This is a genomic window from Devosia subaequoris (assembly GCF_014197055.1).
GTDB classification, from domain to species: Bacteria; Pseudomonadota; Alphaproteobacteria; order Rhizobiales; family Devosiaceae; genus Devosia; species Devosia subaequoris.
In genome coordinates, this window is the sequence record NZ_JACIEW010000002.1 from 31079 (window position 1) to 46843 (window position 15765).

Sequence of the window (15765 nt, forward strand, 5' to 3'; positions counted from 1 at the left end):
AGCTAGCCATCCTCCCGCAAGCGATCAGCGGGCCTTGCGGACATGGCGGACCAGGTCGTGGCAGCGCCCGTCGCGGTCGTGACAATAATGATGCCAGCGGCCAACATGCCCAATTGCAGCGGCTGAACGGCAAAGCCGATCTCGAGTAGGAAGGTTGAAGCAGCCCAGGCGGCGGTGAGAGCGATGAGGCTTGCCAGGATCGCTGCGATGGCGCCGAGGAGGGCGTATTCAATCAGAAACGCCACGATCACGAGGCCGCGCCGGGCACCCAGCACCTTCATGACCACGGCATCGGCCTCGCGTTGCTGACGACCGACACTGAGCGCGCCGGCCAGCACCAGTACGCCGGCAATGACAGCGGTGCCACTGACGAGGGCTATGGCGCTGATCAACCCGTCGAACACGGACTGCAAGCGGGCCAGCGCGTCCCCCACAGGCACGAAGGTCAGCTGTGGCAGGGTTGCGATCAGACCCGCTTCTATTGCAAATGCCGCGCCGGGCGACGCCTTGATTGTACCGAAATAGGATTGCGGTGCGCTCTCGATCAGGCCTGGTGAGACGATGATACGGAAATTGAAGTCCGGGCTGCGCCAGTCGATGGTGCGGAAGCTGGCAATGGTCATGGTCAGCGGCCGCCCGGCGATCGAGAGGGTGATCGTATCACCCAGTTCAAGGTTTAGCGCGTCCTGCATTTCGGTGCTTAGAGAGACCTGCGGGTCACCAGCATAATCCTCCGTCCACCAGTCGCCATCCTCGATCACGGTGCCTGGCGGGACCGTTGCCGACCAGGTCAGGGCTGTATCGCCGCGGAACATATCGGCGACTTCGCGAGGCGCGTCGTCACTTGAGGGCGCCGGATCCCCGTTCAGGTCAGTGATGACGCCCCGCAGCATGGGAATTGTCGTCAGCGCCTCGATCTGCGGCGTCTGAGCGACGAAGGCCTCGAGTGCGGTGAGTTCGTCCCGATCCATGTCCAGCAGCACGAAATCGGGCGCCTCGGCGCTCACCTCGGTGGCGATCTGGTCATTGATGTTGGACTGGGTGGTGACGATAAGCAGGAGCAGGGAAAGCCCCATACCCATCGACACAAGAACGGTCGTGGTCGGTGCGCCGGGGCGAACGATTGCCGAGATTGCCTGACGCAGCAGACGCTGACGTGGCACCGGCACTCGGCTCAGGAAGCGCCGCAGCAATGCGGCCGCAGCGCGCAGCAAGGCGAAAGCGACCAGCGTTCCGGCAAAGTAGATGGCCACCAATCGGAGATCGTTGGCGATCAGCAGGGTCAGGCCGAACAGGAAAACGAACCCGACGAGGAGCGGCGCAACGAAACCGAGCTTAAGCATGGCCCGCCAGGCAAGACCCTCCATCGCGCTACTCGATCCGGCCCGGAACAGCAAAGCAGGCCGGACGGCGCGCGCCTGCAGCAAGGGCCCCCATGAAAAGAACAGTGCGGTAACCAGACCAATGGCCCCGGCGACAAGCATGGATCGGAAGTCCAGTACCGGCGGCAGGTCGATGCCGATGAGGACTGAGAGCAAAGGGAGCAGCGCCAACGTCGCCCCGGCGACGATCACCATACCGATGCCAATGGCGATGAGCGAGAGCAGAGCAATCTGCACCAAGAAATGGAACAGTATACGCCCGCGCTTTGCCCCGAGCGAACGCATCGTTGCGATGGCCCCCTGGCGCTCGCCGACATAGGCAGCCACCGCATTGGCCGCGCCCAGGCCGCCGACCACCATGGATGAAAGGGCAACCAGCAGCATGAAATTGCCGAACACGCCAATGAACCGCGCAATGGTAGCCGTCGCCTGGCGCGGCGAGCGGATCTGCCAGTCCTTGTCCGGAAACGCTTCTTCCAGCGCGATCTGCGCGGCCTCGAAATCGCCATCTGCCAGCAAGACCTTGTAGCGGAACTGGCTGAGCACCCCTGCCTCGCGTAGCCCGGCTGGTGCCAGTGCCGCGCTTGAAATCAGCGCTGGAGCACCGAGCTGAAAACCAGCCGTCGCCTGATCGGGCAGCGCCGCGATGATGCCGCGCAATTCGATCTCAAGAACGCCGATGCGGACAGTCTCGCCGACCTGCACGTCAAGGCGCAGCGCCGCTTGCTGCGCGAGCAACACACCGAAAGTACCGTCCCGTTCAGCGAGCAGGTTGGCCAGGCTGCCAACCTGCGCGCCGGCGGCTAGGCCGACCTCTCCGACGAGAGGATAGGCGTCGGTCACGGCCCGAAGCGAGAGGAACGCGCTCTTGCCATTGGCCGTGGCTTGGGAATTGAGCTCGACTTCCCGGCTGACACGCCCGAGCGCGTCGAGCGCGGCAACCACCTGGTCATCCACATCACTGCGCTGGGACCGCAGTTCGAGGTCGCCCCCCAAGATGAGCCTAGCGTCCCGTTCAATGGCGGCCTCAACGCTGCTGCGCACTGCACTGACGGTGCCGATGGCAGCGACACCCAGGGCGAGGCAGGCAATCAGGATGACAAACCGCCGGGCGCTGCCGCGCAGGTCGATCAATGCGACGCGCAACCAGCCTTGCAGGCGCCTCATGCGACGGCCGCTTCCAGCTCGCGCAGTTCCCCATGGTCCATGCGCATGCGGCGATCAGCCCGCATGGCCAGGCCACTGTCATGGGTGATCAGCATCACCGCCATGTTATTGCGCCGCGCCAGGCTGAACAGGAGGTCGATGGCCGAGGCGGCCGTTTCCTGGTCCAGATTTCCGGTTGGTTCATCCGCGAGCAGCAGCTTTGGCCGGGTGACAATGGCGCGCGCCAGACCCACCCGCTGCTGCTCGCCCCCCGAAAGAGCGCTGGGTAGGTGGGTTTCGCGCTCGGCCAGCCCCACCTCGGCCAGCGCCGCCCGGGCACGCGCCCGGATTTCGGCAACCGGCAGATCATCAAAGGCAATCTCGAGCGCCAAGGCGACATTCTCGAGCGCCGTCATCGAAGGAATGAGGTGGAAATTCTGAAACAGGATGCCGATGTTCTGCCGGCGCATATCGGCGAGTTGATCCTCGTCCAGACCCGCAAGATTGGTCTCGCCGATGGCCACGACCCCGTCGCTGGCTTTTTCAAGGCCGCCCAATACCATCAGCAGGCTGGTCTTGCCGCTGCCAGACGGCCCCACAACCGAGACCACCTCACCCGGATTTATCGCAAACGTGATGGCTTTGAGGATATGAAGCGCGCTGCCGCCCGACTTAAGGTGCAGGTTCATGTCCTGGGTGCGGACGATGGTATCGATCATGGGGACGGGGCCAAGAATTGGTCGGAGTGGATACGGTGGCAGCGTTAATCAAGATAAGATGGTGGCAGCGCACGATGGGCGCAATGGCCCTGATCGGCACGATTGCGGCATTGGCCCAGCCGGCGCTGGCTGAGGAGCCCACGATCCTGCTGTATGGCGACTCTCTTCTGGCCGGCCTGGGGTTGTCCGCCGATGAAAGCTTTATGGGCCAGTTGCAGGCGGCCATGGATGAGCGAGGGCTTGCGGCTAATCTGGTGAATGCCAGCGTCTCCGGCGATACCACGGCCGATGGACTTGCCCGGCTGGACTGGACATTGGCCGATCCGCCCGACGCGGTCATCCTGGGGCTCGGTGCCAACGATATGTTGCAGGGCCTCCCACCGGCCGAGGCCCGCTCGAACCTTGAGGTGATCATGGCGCGCCTCGATGCGCTCGACGTACCAGTGCTTCTTCTGGGCATGATGGCCAATCGCGGGCTGGGAGCGGACTATGTCGATGCGTTCGACGCCACCTACCCCGAGCTAGCCCAGGAACACGACGCCTTGCTCTACCCGTTCTTCCTTGAGGGCGTGGCGCTGGATCCAGCGCTCAACCAGCCCGATTTGCGCCATCCCAACGCTGAGGGTGTCGCGGTGATCGTGGCCGGCGTCATGCCGCTCGTGGAAGCGCTGATTCAGCAGATAGAACCCTGACGCTTCACGGTAAGACCCTTTGTACCAGCCCAACCCAGGTTTTCGGCAGACGCCCGAACAGCTTGGGCTTGAAATAGGCGCTGGCAGCGCGCTTGGAAATCTCGGCCAGGGTGGGATAGGGCGCAATCATGGACGCAACGTCCGCGAGCTTGACCTTACCGGAAATCACCAGTCCCCAGACACTGATCATTTCGCCTGCATGAGGCGCTACCATTGTAGCTCCGAGCACTTTTCCCCTTTTCGTCAGGATCAGCTTGATGAAACCTTCCGTTCGGCGTTCCGCCTGTGCCCGGTCGTTGTCGTCCATGTGCTCTACAATCACGGTGACCTCGCCATGCGCCTTGCGCACCTCGGCCTCGGTCAGTCCAACATGAGCCACTTCTGGGTCGAGATAGGTGACCCAGGGCAAGGCCGAATAGTCCACCTTGGCCGGCAGGCCGAACATAGCGTTGCGGATGAAGATGCCGGCGTGGTAGCCGGCGATGTGGGTGAATTGCGGCCCACCGGCCACATCGCCGAGCGCGAAGACGCGGGAATTAGACGTCCGCAACCGGCCATCCACCTCGATCCCCTTCGGACCGAATTTTACCCCGGCAAGCTCCAGCCCCATATCCTCGACATTGGCCTTGCGGCCTGCAGCGACCAGCACATGGCTTGCGGTTATTTCGTACCGATTCATTGCCGTTTCGATTGTCGCGCTGACGCCAGCTTCGCTTCTCTTGGGGTCGATCAGCTTGGCCTGTTCATGAAGCACGATGCCTTCATCGCGCAGGACGCCCCGGATCAGTTCGACAGCCTCCGGTTCGTCGCGCGGCAGGATACCCGCCACATCGACGATGGTGACCTCCGACCCCAGGCGTCTGAATGCCTGCGCCATCTCCAGCCCGATGGGCCCGCCACCAACGACCAGCAAATGATCGGGGCGCTCGATGAGGTCGAAGATGGTCTCGTTGGTCAGCGGATCGAGCTCGCGCAATCCCGGCACCGGCGGGACAACTGCCCTGGAGCCGGTGGCAACCACGAAACGGCGTGCCGTGATGCGGTGGCGGCCAGCGACTAGTTCGGTCGGGCTGGTGAAGCGAGCCATCTCCTTGATGACCTTGATGCCCATGCCCTCAAAGCGCTCGACACTGTCGTGGGGCGCGATGGCGCCGATCACGCCGTGGATATGGTGATGGACCGCCTCGAAGTCGATTTTGGGCGCTATGGCGTCGCCGACGCCGAGCGCCATCGCACAGGTAAAGACATGCGCGGCATGCGCCGCCGCAATCAGCGACTTGGAGGGAACACAGCCTGTGTTAAGGCAATCCCCGCCCATGGCGCCCCGCTCGATAAGCACCACCTTTGCGCCAAGCTGCGCCGCGCCCGCAGCAGCACTCAGGCCGGCCGAGCCGCCCCCAATAACGCAGACATCGCACGAGAGACTTTCGGGGGGCAATTTAGCATGCATGGAATTGGCTCGCGTAGCGCTTGGTTTCATCTTGGTCTGACGAGGCGATCAGGCGTTACGGCCCGCCAATTTCTTTCGAATGAAACCCGTGAGCGGCGCGATGGCTGCAAGAAGGGCCAGCCCAAGCAGCCCCAATGTAAGTCCGGGTGTGATGAGATCGCCCACACCAACGGGTCGATCGAGCGCTGCTGCATCGGCGAGTATCGTTTCCAGGTTCTGGCCGATCGAGGCATAGACCAACGCGCCGGGCAGAATGCCCACGAGCGTTGCGGCGACATAAGTGGTGAGCGGAACCTTGAACAGGGCAGGCACGATGTTAACGACGGCAAAGGGCAGAACGGGCGCGAGCCGCAACGCCAGAAGATAGCTGAAGGCATTGTCCTCAAACCCCTTTGCGACCTTGCCGGCAAATCCGTCCGCGCGCGAGCGCAGGCCTTCCCCGAAGGCTGTCTGGGCGGCCCAGAACAGCATCGTCGCGCCAATGGAGCCCCCTGTGGCCGCCAGCAGACCGCCAACCCAGATGCCATAAAGAAAGCCGCCCGCCAGGGTGAGCAGCCAGGTTGCGGGAAAGGCCACTGCCACCGCAATCGCGTAGACGAGCACATAGGCCAGAGCGGCCAACCAGCCATGGTCTGCGGCAAACGATTTGAGAGTCGTGCGGATCTCGGCCAGATAGTCGAGGGTCAGATATCGGTGCCAGCCCAGCAAGAGGCCGGTGAGCAGCAACACCAGGATCATAGCCAAGGGCGCGAAACGCAGCAGCGACTTGCTCGCCTGGGACGAAGGTTCAGGGTGCCGCATGTCAGCGTCTCCGGAACGGCAGCAGGAGGGACCATCCGAGCCGCGTGGGCGCGGTGTCACGATAATCCGCCAGCCCGATATCCATGTGCCGATGTCCTTTGGCTGGCTGATCGGTATAGGTGGCAAATATCCGATCCCAGATGGCAAGATTGAAGCCATAATTGCTGTCGGCCTCGCGGCGGTCAGTGGAGTGGTGGACGCGGTGCATGTCCGGTGTCACCACCAGCAGGCGCACAAAGCGATCTATTCGTGCCGGCAGGTTGACATTGGCGTGATTGAACATGGCGGCACCGTTGAGCACCACTTCGAAGATCAGTACCGACCAGGCAGGTGCACCGAGCGCCACCACAATGGCCGCCTTCCACACCATGGACAGCACGATTTCCAGCGGGTGGAAGCGCAATGCCGTGGTGAGGTCGAAGCCGGTGTCGGCATGATGCATACGATGAATACGCCACAGGATCGGGATTTTGTGGCTCAACAGGTGCTCGAGCCAGACCGCGAAATCCAGCACGATGATAGAGATCAGTGCCGCCAGCCAGAGCGGAACGTCGAACTGGTTGAAAATCCCGAATCCCTGGCTTTCCGCCCAGAGGGCAGTGCCTACGGCAGCCGCAGGAAACAGGACGCGCAGACTCACGGACGAGATCACCAGGATGCCCACATTGGTCAGCCAGCGCCGAGTCTTGAGCGCGGCGAGCATTTCGGGGCGTTCAAGCCTTGGATGGGTCAGTTCGATGACGGCGAGCAGTCCAAAGATCAGGACAAAGGACCCGAAACGAATGATGGGTTCGGGCAGAAAGAGTATGTCGATCATGTCGGTTAGGGCCTTTGCATATGCAGCTTGGTCTCGTGACCCGCCTGACTGTTACGCACGCTCGTCCCTGATGGGCGGTTCGGCGCGCGGTTTTGTGAACAGTCCGCGCCGCATAAGGCCGGTCATCAGCGATGGCGCCGCAAGGCCCAGAAGCCCTGCCATTGCTTGTGCCGCGGTTCCGTACACGGTTCCAGGGCGGTGCCGCCGGCGGAGTACGCGTCTGGCCAGATCGGACGGGGATTGCCGCTTCCGGCCTTTGCTGCCGGGAGGCGCATAACGTCTGGCGTGCTCGGTATCGAGAGGGCCCGGCAGAACCATGAGTACAGGTACGCGCCAGTTTTGTGCAGGGACGACGCGAAGGATTCGAGGCCCTGTTCGGTGGCGGTGTAGACTGCAGCGCCCGGATAGCCCAGCCGGTTGGACAGCGAGCCGACAAATCAGGCTTGCGTCCTTGGCGCCCATTGCGCTGGACATGAGCAGACGGGTCAGTTCCATCGGAGCCAGCAGATCGACGGCGATGACCCTACCCAACTTCCCTGGTCAATTTCCTCAAATGCCCACACCGCGCTGATGCCCGCGTTGAGAACGACGACCTCGAAAGGTTGACCAGAGCTGAGGTTCGCAAGCAGTTCACGCAGGGCCGAGACGTCAGACAGATCGGCCTGAGGTGATGGAGACCAGGCGTTTCGTCTTCTGGCTCATCGCGATCAATGCTGAACACGTCAAAGCCTGCTGCCAACAATTCGGCGACAAAGGCGGCACCAAGCCACGCAGATCCGCCGGTCCAGAGCCCGTCCGGTCATCGACGTCCAACCAGCGTGAGTGGCGAGATGGTCATGCTGGGGCGTCCGCCGGTTTCCAGATTGCGGTCTAGAAATTTGGCCACCCAGTCCGCATCCATGAGCAGCCAGTCGATCTTGCGGGCATCATAGCCTGCGGGCGCATGCGATCGGCCCACTCGGACGCAAGGGAACGGACCAGCCCGGCCAGAGCGCCCTTGCTGACGCTATAAACCGGCATGCCTGCGGAGCCCTTGTCTGCAACAGAACCAATCAGGGCAACACGACCAGAGTTACGCGCAAGCGCAGGATAGGGACCGTGCATCAGCCGGACCACCGCGCTGAAATTGATGGCCATGGTTCGAGCGAGCGCTGTTTGCTCCTCGCGCTCCATCGCACGGTAGAAACCTGCCCAGGATGATGCGATCGGCGGAACTTGCAAGATCGATCAAAGGTTCGACCGGGGCAGACAGATCCAGCCGATGATAGGCGGTATCTGGAAAATCCGAGGGCAAGTCCGAGGAAGCGCGCTGCCCGGTAGCGGTGACGTCATGGCCCTGGTCTGTCAGCAATTGCACAATGCTCAGGCCAATGCCGGAGCTGGCCCCGGTTACGAAGTAACGTCGGCGACCAAGCTGCTGCACCTATGGTTTGCCCGCGGCATTGCGAAAGACCTCGATGACGCGAGGGTCAGGTTCGATGCTATCTTGCCCGGTCTGAGCTGATCTCAGGAGCGCCACCGTCTTCGCGAGCTGGTCGACATAGGCGCGGCAATGCTTGCACATGAGCAGGTGCATCTTCACGCCCACCCGCTGGCGCAAGGTCAGCGTGCCTTCGAGGTAGTCGGTCGCGGTCTCGCTGAGTTCGCGGCAACTAAGCATGGTCTGGTCTCCAGGGCGCAAATGGTGGCACCCAATCGTGATCGTTTATGTAGGTGAGTAGTCCCTAGGCGCCAACTGTTACGCTCGGCCTCAGGAGTTTCCCATCAGCTCTTCGAGAGCCGCCCTGATACGGGAGCGCCCACGGTGCAGCAGAATGCGATGGTTGGCCTCGCTGACCTCAAGAATCGAGCAGGTTTCCTCAGGCGACAGACCTTCGAGATCGCGAAGCGTCACTACGGCGCGCTGATTGGGTGGCAGTGTTTCGAGAACGGACATGGCATGGGCCAATAATTGCTTGCCCCCTACGATGCGTTCCGGGTTGATTTCCGACCATCTCCCAGGCGGGGACAGCCAGGAGCCGTCGCCCAGGAACCTATCCGGATCGACCGCTGGGTCATTGTAGCCCATATCCGAGAAAGACACCGAGCGGCCGTTGCGCTTGACCTTGGTGCGGGCGATGTTAGCCAGCACGGCAAACGTCCAGCTCTTGAGGGATGATCGTTCCTCGAATTTGGCGATCCCGGAAATGAGGGCCATCCAGGTATCCTGCACGGCCTCTTCCGCCGCCGAGGGATCGCGCAGAAATGTGCGGGCAAAGGCGAGCATGGACTTCTGCTGCTCGGCCACCAATTGGCGAAACGCCTTCTCGTCACCACGCTTCAGCGCCTGGATCAAAGCGCGCTCGTCGCGCCTGGAGTTCGCCACTCGCAAAACCATACAAGGCTCCAAATCCCCAGCAGCGTGACTAGCAGTCTTTTCTCGGATTCCCTCCCCATTCGCATCATTGTGACCGAAAGTTACAGTCGCCGCCGATGTGAATGTAACGAAGGCGGCAGCCGGCAGACTTATGAGCATCGGGGTGGTCGATGGCCAGGTTCAATGAACACGAGTTCGGAAAGGAGCTGGATATGTCCAAAGTTCTCAAAGGTCTGATTGCGGGCTTTGTCGCAACGCTGGTGCTTTCGGCGCTTATGGTGATGAAACAAGCGGTCGGCCTCATGCCCGAGTTGGATGTCGCTACCATGCTGACATCGATGCTTTCCCTTCCCTCCGTAGCGTTTGGCTGGCTCATGCACTTCATGATCGGAACGCTTGCCTGGGGTATCGGTTATGCCCTGCTGCGGCCCTACGTGCCGGGTGGTGCCATCTGGTCCGGCGTCCTTTTTGGCACCGCTGCCTGGCTGATGATGATGATCGCCGTCATGCCCATGGCCGGCACAGGTCTGTTTGGGATCAATATGGGCATCATGGCGCCGATCATGACCTTCATGCTTCATGCCATCTTCGGCGCCGTACTTGGCGCAGTCTATCAGGCCCTTGCCGGATCAGCTTCGCGGCACTCGGTGGCCCAGACTTCCATTTCTCGTTGACCTTCAGGATAGCCATGTTGCCGCCTCCAACGACCATCTTCCCTCGACAGCCTGTTCCCTCATTGATCTTGCCGCTTGCCGGCGGGGGAGAATTCGACCTGTCCGGCATGCAGGCCGAAAGCTTTCATCTGCTTGTCTATTATCGAGGGCGACATTGCCCGGTGTGCAAGACCCAGCTTGGTGCATTGCAGGCTCAGGCGGGCGCATTTGCCGAGCGCGGGGTCACGGTGACGGCGATATCGTGCGACACGAAAGATCGTGCAGAATCTGCGGTAGCGGACTGGAACCTGCCCGGCCTCCGCATCGCCTACGATCTGACGCCAGAACAAGCGAGACAATGGGGCCTGTTCATAACGGCGACGCGCGGCAAAACTTCATTGGGGCTCGATGAGCCCGCTCTATTCTCGGAGCCGGGGCTGTTCCTGATCAGGCCAGACCTGACGCTTTTCTTTTCCTCGGTCCAGACCATGCCGTTTGTTCGTCCTCGGGCGGAAGACATGCTGGCTGCCATCGACTACATCAAAAAGAATGATTACCCGCTCCGCGGCGACGTCATCTAGGACGAAACCGCAAAGGCGAACAGATGCTCGACAGCTACATCATTCCGACACAAGAACGACTCCTGCGCCCTCTGGCGGCATGGCTTTTGGCGCACGGTGCCACCGCGAACCGAATAACACTCGTCGGGTTTGTCATTGGACTTGGAGCTGTTCCGGCTATTGCAGGCGGTCAGTTTATGCTCGGCCTGGTGCTCATCGCGCTAAACCGCATCTTCGACGGGCTTGATGGGGCAGTGGCACGACTGGCCGGTCCGACTGACCGCGGCGCCTTCCTCGACATTGCGCTCGACTTCTTTTTTTACGCCGCCATTCCATTTGCCTTTGTCCTGGCCGACCCCGCAGGGAACGGACTGGCCGGATCGCTGCTGCTGTTATCTTTCGTGGGGACGGGATCAAGCTTTCTGGCGTTTGCCGTGATTGCTCAGCGCCGGGGCCTGAACTCGCTGAAAATGCCGAAGAAGGGTCTCTACTATCTTGGTGGCATCACCGAGGGCGCTGAAACCATTGCCTTGTTCATTCTGATCTGCCTTTTCCCCGAGCTCTTTGCCATCATAGCTACCGTGTTTGCTGCCCTTGCTTTCGTGACCACGCTGGCCCGTTGGTGGTGGGGCTGGAAGGCCTTTGCAGAGTGAGAGCCGTCGATGATGGAGCGACTGGTCGAGCAGGCGCTGTCCGAGTTGGCGCCGCTTCTATCCGGGCGGCCAGAATTTAAGACTGCCTTCAACATCGACCCGGCCCATTTCGTGCAGCAAGGGTTTCTCGACGCACTTGATCAAATAGTCGCTCAGGCCGGATGGCCCAATACCCGCATCGTTCTCGAGCAACCGAGCGCAACGCCTTTCCTGACATGAAGCAGGCGGTCGCAGTGACCGGAGAGGCCAGCAAGCGCGGATACCGCATTTCGCTGGACGACACCAGCGCTGGCCATAACGGGCTGGGACACATTCAAGACCTCAACCCGGACATCATCAAGATAGACAAGAAGTTTGTTGACGTCGCTGGCCCGGTTGAAGCTGCTGACGCAATAATCGAGGTGGTGGTGAAACTTGGGCAGCGCATGGGCGCGGTGATCGTCGCCGAGGGCATTGAGACGGAAGACCAACGGGCAACATTGGCAATCGCCGGCGTCACCCAGGGCCAAGGTTACCTCATATCCAGACCGGTGCCCCTAGGCGGGTTCCATACCATGATCCGCGACCACGAACTTGTCGCGCAACCTGCCGCCAGCGATCCGCAAATGGCTTAGCGTTCGCGGCCCATACGAGTTTTTCAGAGCGGTCGTTGACCAACATTATATCATCGTCATTGTCAGCTTTGGCCGTAGGTCCACCCAAAACCAGTCAGGCTACTACCGGCCCCTACTCTGCCCTTAATCACACCGGTCTGACGGCCGCCTAGCTGGATCAATCGTCCGCGACACAGGCTCGTCCTTCCTTGTCGGCAATTCGGCACATTTCCGTCTGATACATAGCCTCTTCACGTCACGCGGATGTTCCAACAATAGCGCAATGTTGTCATCCCATTGGCGCCCGCTTGGCTATCACACACTACGCACCTCCGATGCAGGAAAAGCAGCGCCCATCTGCGGCAAGTATCTGACAATAATCGCATTTTCATGACATTGCCGAAGGTGAGCGGATTAGCCGCCCGTCTGCTCCTTGCTGAGAGTTCTTTGGAACCGATTATGGGCGGCAATGGCTCATTTGGGGCCGTGTACCGACAGTCCGCTTTGGAGCCTGAAACCCTGCAATGCGGACATGGGCGGATTACTCCTCCCGGAAGGCCCTGGAGATCTGATCGGTGAAGGGCTTCATGAAATAGGCCATGGCCAGTTGCTCCTCGGTAGTGACAAAAACTTCAACGGGCATGCCGGGGACCAGCTGGAAGTTTGCCGCATCATCACTGACTTCAACGTCAGCGGTATAGAATGGCTGGCCGCTGGCGTGATCGATTTGTGCAGCTGCTGCCACCCGGGTCACGACGCCATCGACTTCCGGCGTGACACGCTGGTTGAAAGCTGAAAAGCGGAGGCTGACCTCCTTGCCTACTATGACCTGATCGATATCGGTGACAGCAACGCGGAATTCGATAGTCAGAAGGGCGTCGTCGGGCACAATTGTCAGCAATCGTTCGGCCGGCGAAATTACACCGCCCAACGTGGATACGTTCAGTTCGTTCACTACCCCTGAGGTGGGCGCCAGGATCTCGACGCGGGCCAGCCTCGCAGCAGCCGCGTTAAGCCGTTCGCGCAACTCGGCAAGTTGTGCGTCGACGGCACGCAACTCGCGTTGGGCAACGGTGCGACGGTCGCTGTCCATGCCCATGATCCGCAATTGCAGTTCGCTGATCCGCGATTGCGCCCGCGCGATGGCAGCACTGACCTCGCCCATCTGCCCTTCCAACCGGGCCATGTCACGCTCGGCGACAGTGAGGCGGGAGGTTTCCACCAGTTGACCCGAGGCCAGTTCACGCAATCGAGTGCGCTCTTCGCTTGCCAGTTCAAGCTCACTGGCTGTGGCCGTCTGCTGAGCCTCCAGCCCGACAATCTCTTGTTGTAGCTGGCTTAGTTGCAACTGCATTTGATCGAGTTGCGTGTTTCGAAATGCCAGGTTGCTGTCAAAAAGCTGGGTCTCTTCGTCAACTGCGATTTGGCTATTTGTGGTCTGCTCTCGAAAACTGGCCGGAACATCAAGTCCGATCAGGTCGTCCCGTTCCGCGAGAAGGCGGAAACGGCGAGCTTCGAGCTCGATTATCTGACCCGAGAGGATACTGTGCTCAGATCGGGCTTGGGTAGCATCGAGGCGCAGCAGCACCTGGCCGGCGACAACCCTTTCGCCCACCTTCACGCGAATCTCGCGCACCACCCCCCCATCGACATGCTGGACGACTTTGAGATCTTCATCGATCTGAACGGTCCCCTGCCCAATAACAGCCCCGGAAAGCCGGGCCGTAGAGGCCCAGCCCCCAAGTCCGCCCACGAGGGCGATAGCAAACAGGGTCCCCCAGATCACGCGTCCCCTCATGGAGAACTGTGCAGGATCGCGCCCCTTACGGTCCAGTCCGGATAAAGGCGAATGCAACACGCCCGCGGCGTCAATGCTTGTCATGATGGATATTCCTCAACCGTTCACTTCTCAGGCCAGATTGTCGGGCGGGGTCAACATGACGCCCTGAATGTTTATGGCCAGGTCGTAGATGCTGTCACCGTTCAGATCAGCGACGATGAAGGTCCAGTGCTCATCATCGATCAGTTCGTGCGAAACCTGCAGGGGAATGTCAGACAGCAGCCAATCATCCTTGTCATCGCCGTAAATAGCCTCGAACATGTCCCGCTCGACATCTCGGGCTGCGCGATCCAGATCGTAGTCCCGTACTCGAACACGATCGCCGACAACGAAGTCCAAGATTTTGTGAACCACATTCTCGCTTACGCTGGGGGTGCTGTCGGTTACCTCGAAAATGAAGGTATCCCTGCCTTTGCCGCCGGACAGCACCGTGGCCTTCCCGCCAAGAATGAACATGTCATTGCCGTCACCGCCCGTGATCTCTTCGATCTCCGAGAACTGGTCCGTGCCAAGTTCGTCGCTGAAACTGGTTCCTCCCACGGCGTCGATGACCATGTCTTTTCGGGCGGCGGACAGGTCGAGCCTGTCATATCCGTCGCCTCCGTCCATCGTGTCGTCTCCCGCAGATGCTACGAGGACATCATCGCCCTCGTCGCCGAAAACAGCATCCTGCCCCCCGCCGTCGACCAGCACATCATTGCCGGTACCGCCCTTGAGCGTGTCATCGCCCTCGCCCCCCTCGAGCAGGTCGTCGTCGGCACCGCCTTCGAGCAGATCGTGGCCGGCGCCACCAATCAATCGATCAATACCTTCCCCGCCGTAGATGGTGTCGTTGCCCTCGCCGCCGTCTAGATGATCCTTGCCAGCGCCGCCTTCGATGTAATCATCCCCAGCTTCACCAAAGATCGTGTCCGTGCCTGCTTCGCCGAAAAGGCGATCGTTGCCTTCGCCACCTTTGATGAGGTCGTTGCCCCCGCCTCCGAAAATGATGTCGTTGCCAAGACCGCCCAAAAGCACGTCGTCGCCGTCGCCGCCATGAATGTGGTCGTCGCCGCTGCCGCCATCAACATGGTCATTGCCCTCGAGGGCATCGATCAGGTCATCACCACCCATGCCGAAGATATCGTCGTCGTAAGGGGAGCCGACGATGAGATCGTCATCATCACCCAGAGCCATAACTTTACGCACGATCTCCAGGGTGGCTTCCTGGGCCACCCAGGCCTCTGAATCTGAGATGCGATAGCTTATCAGGACGGGGCCGACCATGCCGGGCTTGGTCTCGAGCAGCCAGCCATCCGCCGTGACCACCAGGTTGGCACCCTTGATCACCACGTTTTCAACGCTAAGGGTATCGCCGTCCGGGTCCGAAGCGCCCCGCAAAAGATAAACAAGGGCAATCAGAACGATCTGTCCTGCAAACACGTCATTGAGCCGCACCGGCCCCATGACTGTTGGTGCCCGGTTCCCGGCCCCAGAGCCGCCGCCGCTATTGCCGCCGTCATTGCCGCCATCGTCGTCATCAGTGCCGTCATCAGGACCGGAGCCGTCAGGCTGGCCGGCGCCACCGCCGCCGCCTTGCCCGAAGTCCGCAGGACTGCTGGTAGGCGGCGTGCTGGACCCGATGGATGAACCGGGCTGACTTCCGGAATTGTCGTTTACTGGAAACTGCAGGAGCGCCGTCGGCGAGAAGGGATGGCCCCTGGTGGCAAGGATTGTCGGCTCGACAAAATAAAAGCGCGGATACTCCGGCACCACGAAGGAGGCGGGCCATGCATTCCCCGGTTCGAGACCTAGGCCCCGCCGGCCTCCCTCGCCCTCAATGCTTCCCGTCTCCGTGTCATCGATCCCTGCGACCGCGAGGTCATCAGTTTCCTGAGGAGCATTGACGGCTTCGCCTTCTGCCCCCTCAGCGCGGTCCGTTTCAGGCAAACGCGCCTGTGCTGCCGTGATCGAACGAATATAGGCAGCAATGCCAACGACCATGAGCGCCAAGTAGGCTGGAAGGCGCGTCAGGCGCTCGGCCGTGTTGAACTCGAAACGCTTGGCGCCCTTAAGTTCGGATTCGTCGTTCTGCGCGGATTTGACCTCAATCAACATGACACA

The 15765-nt window shown here is 61.0% G+C and carries 16 protein-coding genes and 1 pseudogene; 6 read left to right on the forward strand and 11 right to left on the reverse strand.

The genetic code is table 11. From position 1 onward, the window contains the following. Positions 1 to 2 precede the first annotated feature (2 nt). Together GGR20_RS04780 and GGR20_RS04785 are read right to left on the reverse strand one after the other, a co-directional pair. On the reverse strand, positions 3 to 2549 hold the full coding sequence (locus GGR20_RS04780; protein WP_183310111.1) for an ABC transporter permease: 2547 nt from the start codon (positions 2547 to 2549) through the stop codon (positions 3 to 5). Next, positions 2546 to 3247: an ABC transporter ATP-binding protein gene (locus tag GGR20_RS04785; RefSeq protein ID WP_183310112.1), complete on the reverse strand. Its 702-nt coding sequence runs from the start codon at positions 3245 to 3247 to the stop codon at positions 2546 to 2548. Before GGR20_RS04785 ends, GGR20_RS04780 begins: the two co-directional genes overlap by 4 nt. A gap of 35 nt (positions 3248 to 3282) precedes the next feature. On the opposite strand from GGR20_RS04785, the gene GGR20_RS04790 reads away from it, so the two are divergent. Next, positions 3283 to 3939: a GDSL-type esterase/lipase family protein gene (locus GGR20_RS04790; RefSeq protein WP_253560094.1), complete on the forward strand. Its 657-nt coding sequence runs from the start codon at positions 3283 to 3285 to the stop codon at positions 3937 to 3939. A 4-nt stretch (positions 3940 to 3943) separates the two neighbouring features. On the opposite strand, the gene GGR20_RS04795 is transcribed toward GGR20_RS04790, so the two are convergent. The 7 genes and pseudogenes from GGR20_RS04795 to GGR20_RS04820 form a co-directional block, all read right to left on the reverse strand. After that, entirely contained in the window at positions 3944 to 5389 is a 1446-nt protein-coding gene (locus GGR20_RS04795; protein ID WP_183310113.1) for a dihydrolipoyl dehydrogenase family protein, read from the reverse strand. A gap of 48 nt (positions 5390 to 5437) precedes the next feature. Beyond that, the gene (locus GGR20_RS04800; RefSeq protein WP_183310114.1) at positions 5438 to 6190 is read right to left on the reverse strand and encodes a TVP38/TMEM64 family protein; all 753 of its coding nucleotides are present in this window, start codon (positions 6188 to 6190) and stop codon (positions 5438 to 5440) included. Between the two features lies 1 nt (position 6191). Beyond that, positions 6192 to 7007, reverse strand: coding sequence for a sterol desaturase family protein (locus GGR20_RS04805; RefSeq protein ID WP_210283086.1), 816 nt, complete (start codon positions 7005 to 7007; stop codon positions 6192 to 6194). A 799-nt stretch (positions 7008 to 7806) separates the two neighbouring features. Then, the gene (locus GGR20_RS18635) at positions 7807 to 7965 is read right to left on the reverse strand and encodes a hypothetical protein (protein ID WP_246349451.1); all 159 of its coding nucleotides are present in this window, start codon (positions 7963 to 7965) and stop codon (positions 7807 to 7809) included. Positions 7966 to 8000: 35 nt separating this feature from the next. Continuing rightward, positions 8001 to 8180: pseudogene (locus tag GGR20_RS19220) on the reverse strand (SDR family NAD(P)-dependent oxidoreductase); the annotation flags it as partial. A 250-nt stretch (positions 8181 to 8430) separates the two neighbouring features. Beyond that, positions 8431 to 8667 (reverse strand): anti-sigma factor family protein, encoded by a 237-nt coding sequence (locus tag GGR20_RS04815; protein ID WP_183310116.1) that lies wholly within the window; start codon positions 8665 to 8667, stop codon positions 8431 to 8433. Between the two features lie 90 nt (positions 8668 to 8757). After that, positions 8758 to 9384, reverse strand: a complete 627-nt coding sequence (locus GGR20_RS04820; RefSeq protein ID WP_183310117.1) for an RNA polymerase sigma factor — start codon at positions 9382 to 9384, stop codon at positions 8758 to 8760. A 191-nt stretch (positions 9385 to 9575) separates the two neighbouring features. On the opposite strand from GGR20_RS04820, the gene GGR20_RS04825 reads away from it, so the two are divergent. Genes GGR20_RS04825 through GGR20_RS04845 form a run of 5 tightly spaced genes read left to right on the forward strand, consistent with a single transcriptional unit; the run spans position 9576 to position 11843 of the window. Next, positions 9576 to 10037 (forward strand): DUF6789 family protein, encoded by a 462-nt coding sequence (locus GGR20_RS04825; RefSeq protein ID WP_183310118.1) that lies wholly within the window; start codon positions 9576 to 9578, stop codon positions 10035 to 10037. Between the two features lie 14 nt (positions 10038 to 10051). Beyond that, positions 10052 to 10597: a peroxiredoxin-like family protein gene (locus GGR20_RS04830; protein ID WP_183310120.1), complete on the forward strand. Its 546-nt coding sequence runs from the start codon at positions 10052 to 10054 to the stop codon at positions 10595 to 10597. A 23-nt stretch (positions 10598 to 10620) separates the two neighbouring features. Beyond that, entirely contained in the window at positions 10621 to 11229 is a 609-nt protein-coding gene (locus GGR20_RS04835; RefSeq protein WP_183310121.1) for a CDP-alcohol phosphatidyltransferase family protein, read from the forward strand. Positions 11230 to 11238: 9 nt separating this feature from the next. Continuing rightward, on the forward strand, positions 11239 to 11448 hold the full coding sequence (locus GGR20_RS04840) for an EAL domain-containing protein (protein WP_183310123.1): 210 nt from the start codon (positions 11239 to 11241) through the stop codon (positions 11446 to 11448). Then, the gene (locus tag GGR20_RS04845) at positions 11445 to 11843 is read left to right on the forward strand and encodes an EAL domain-containing protein (RefSeq protein WP_183310124.1); all 399 of its coding nucleotides are present in this window, start codon (positions 11445 to 11447) and stop codon (positions 11841 to 11843) included. The genes GGR20_RS04840 and GGR20_RS04845 overlap by 4 nt, the downstream gene beginning before the upstream one ends. A 520-nt stretch (positions 11844 to 12363) precedes the next feature. Here GGR20_RS04845 and GGR20_RS04850 read toward each other — a convergent pair. Next, on the reverse strand, positions 12364 to 13704 hold the full coding sequence (locus GGR20_RS04850; protein ID WP_183310125.1) for an HlyD family type I secretion periplasmic adaptor subunit: 1341 nt from the start codon (positions 13702 to 13704) through the stop codon (positions 12364 to 12366). A gap of 27 nt (positions 13705 to 13731) precedes the next feature. After that, entirely contained in the window at positions 13732 to 15759 is a 2028-nt protein-coding gene (locus GGR20_RS04855) for a cadherin-like domain-containing protein (RefSeq protein ID WP_183310126.1), read from the reverse strand. Positions 15760 to 15765: the final 6 nt, after the last annotated feature.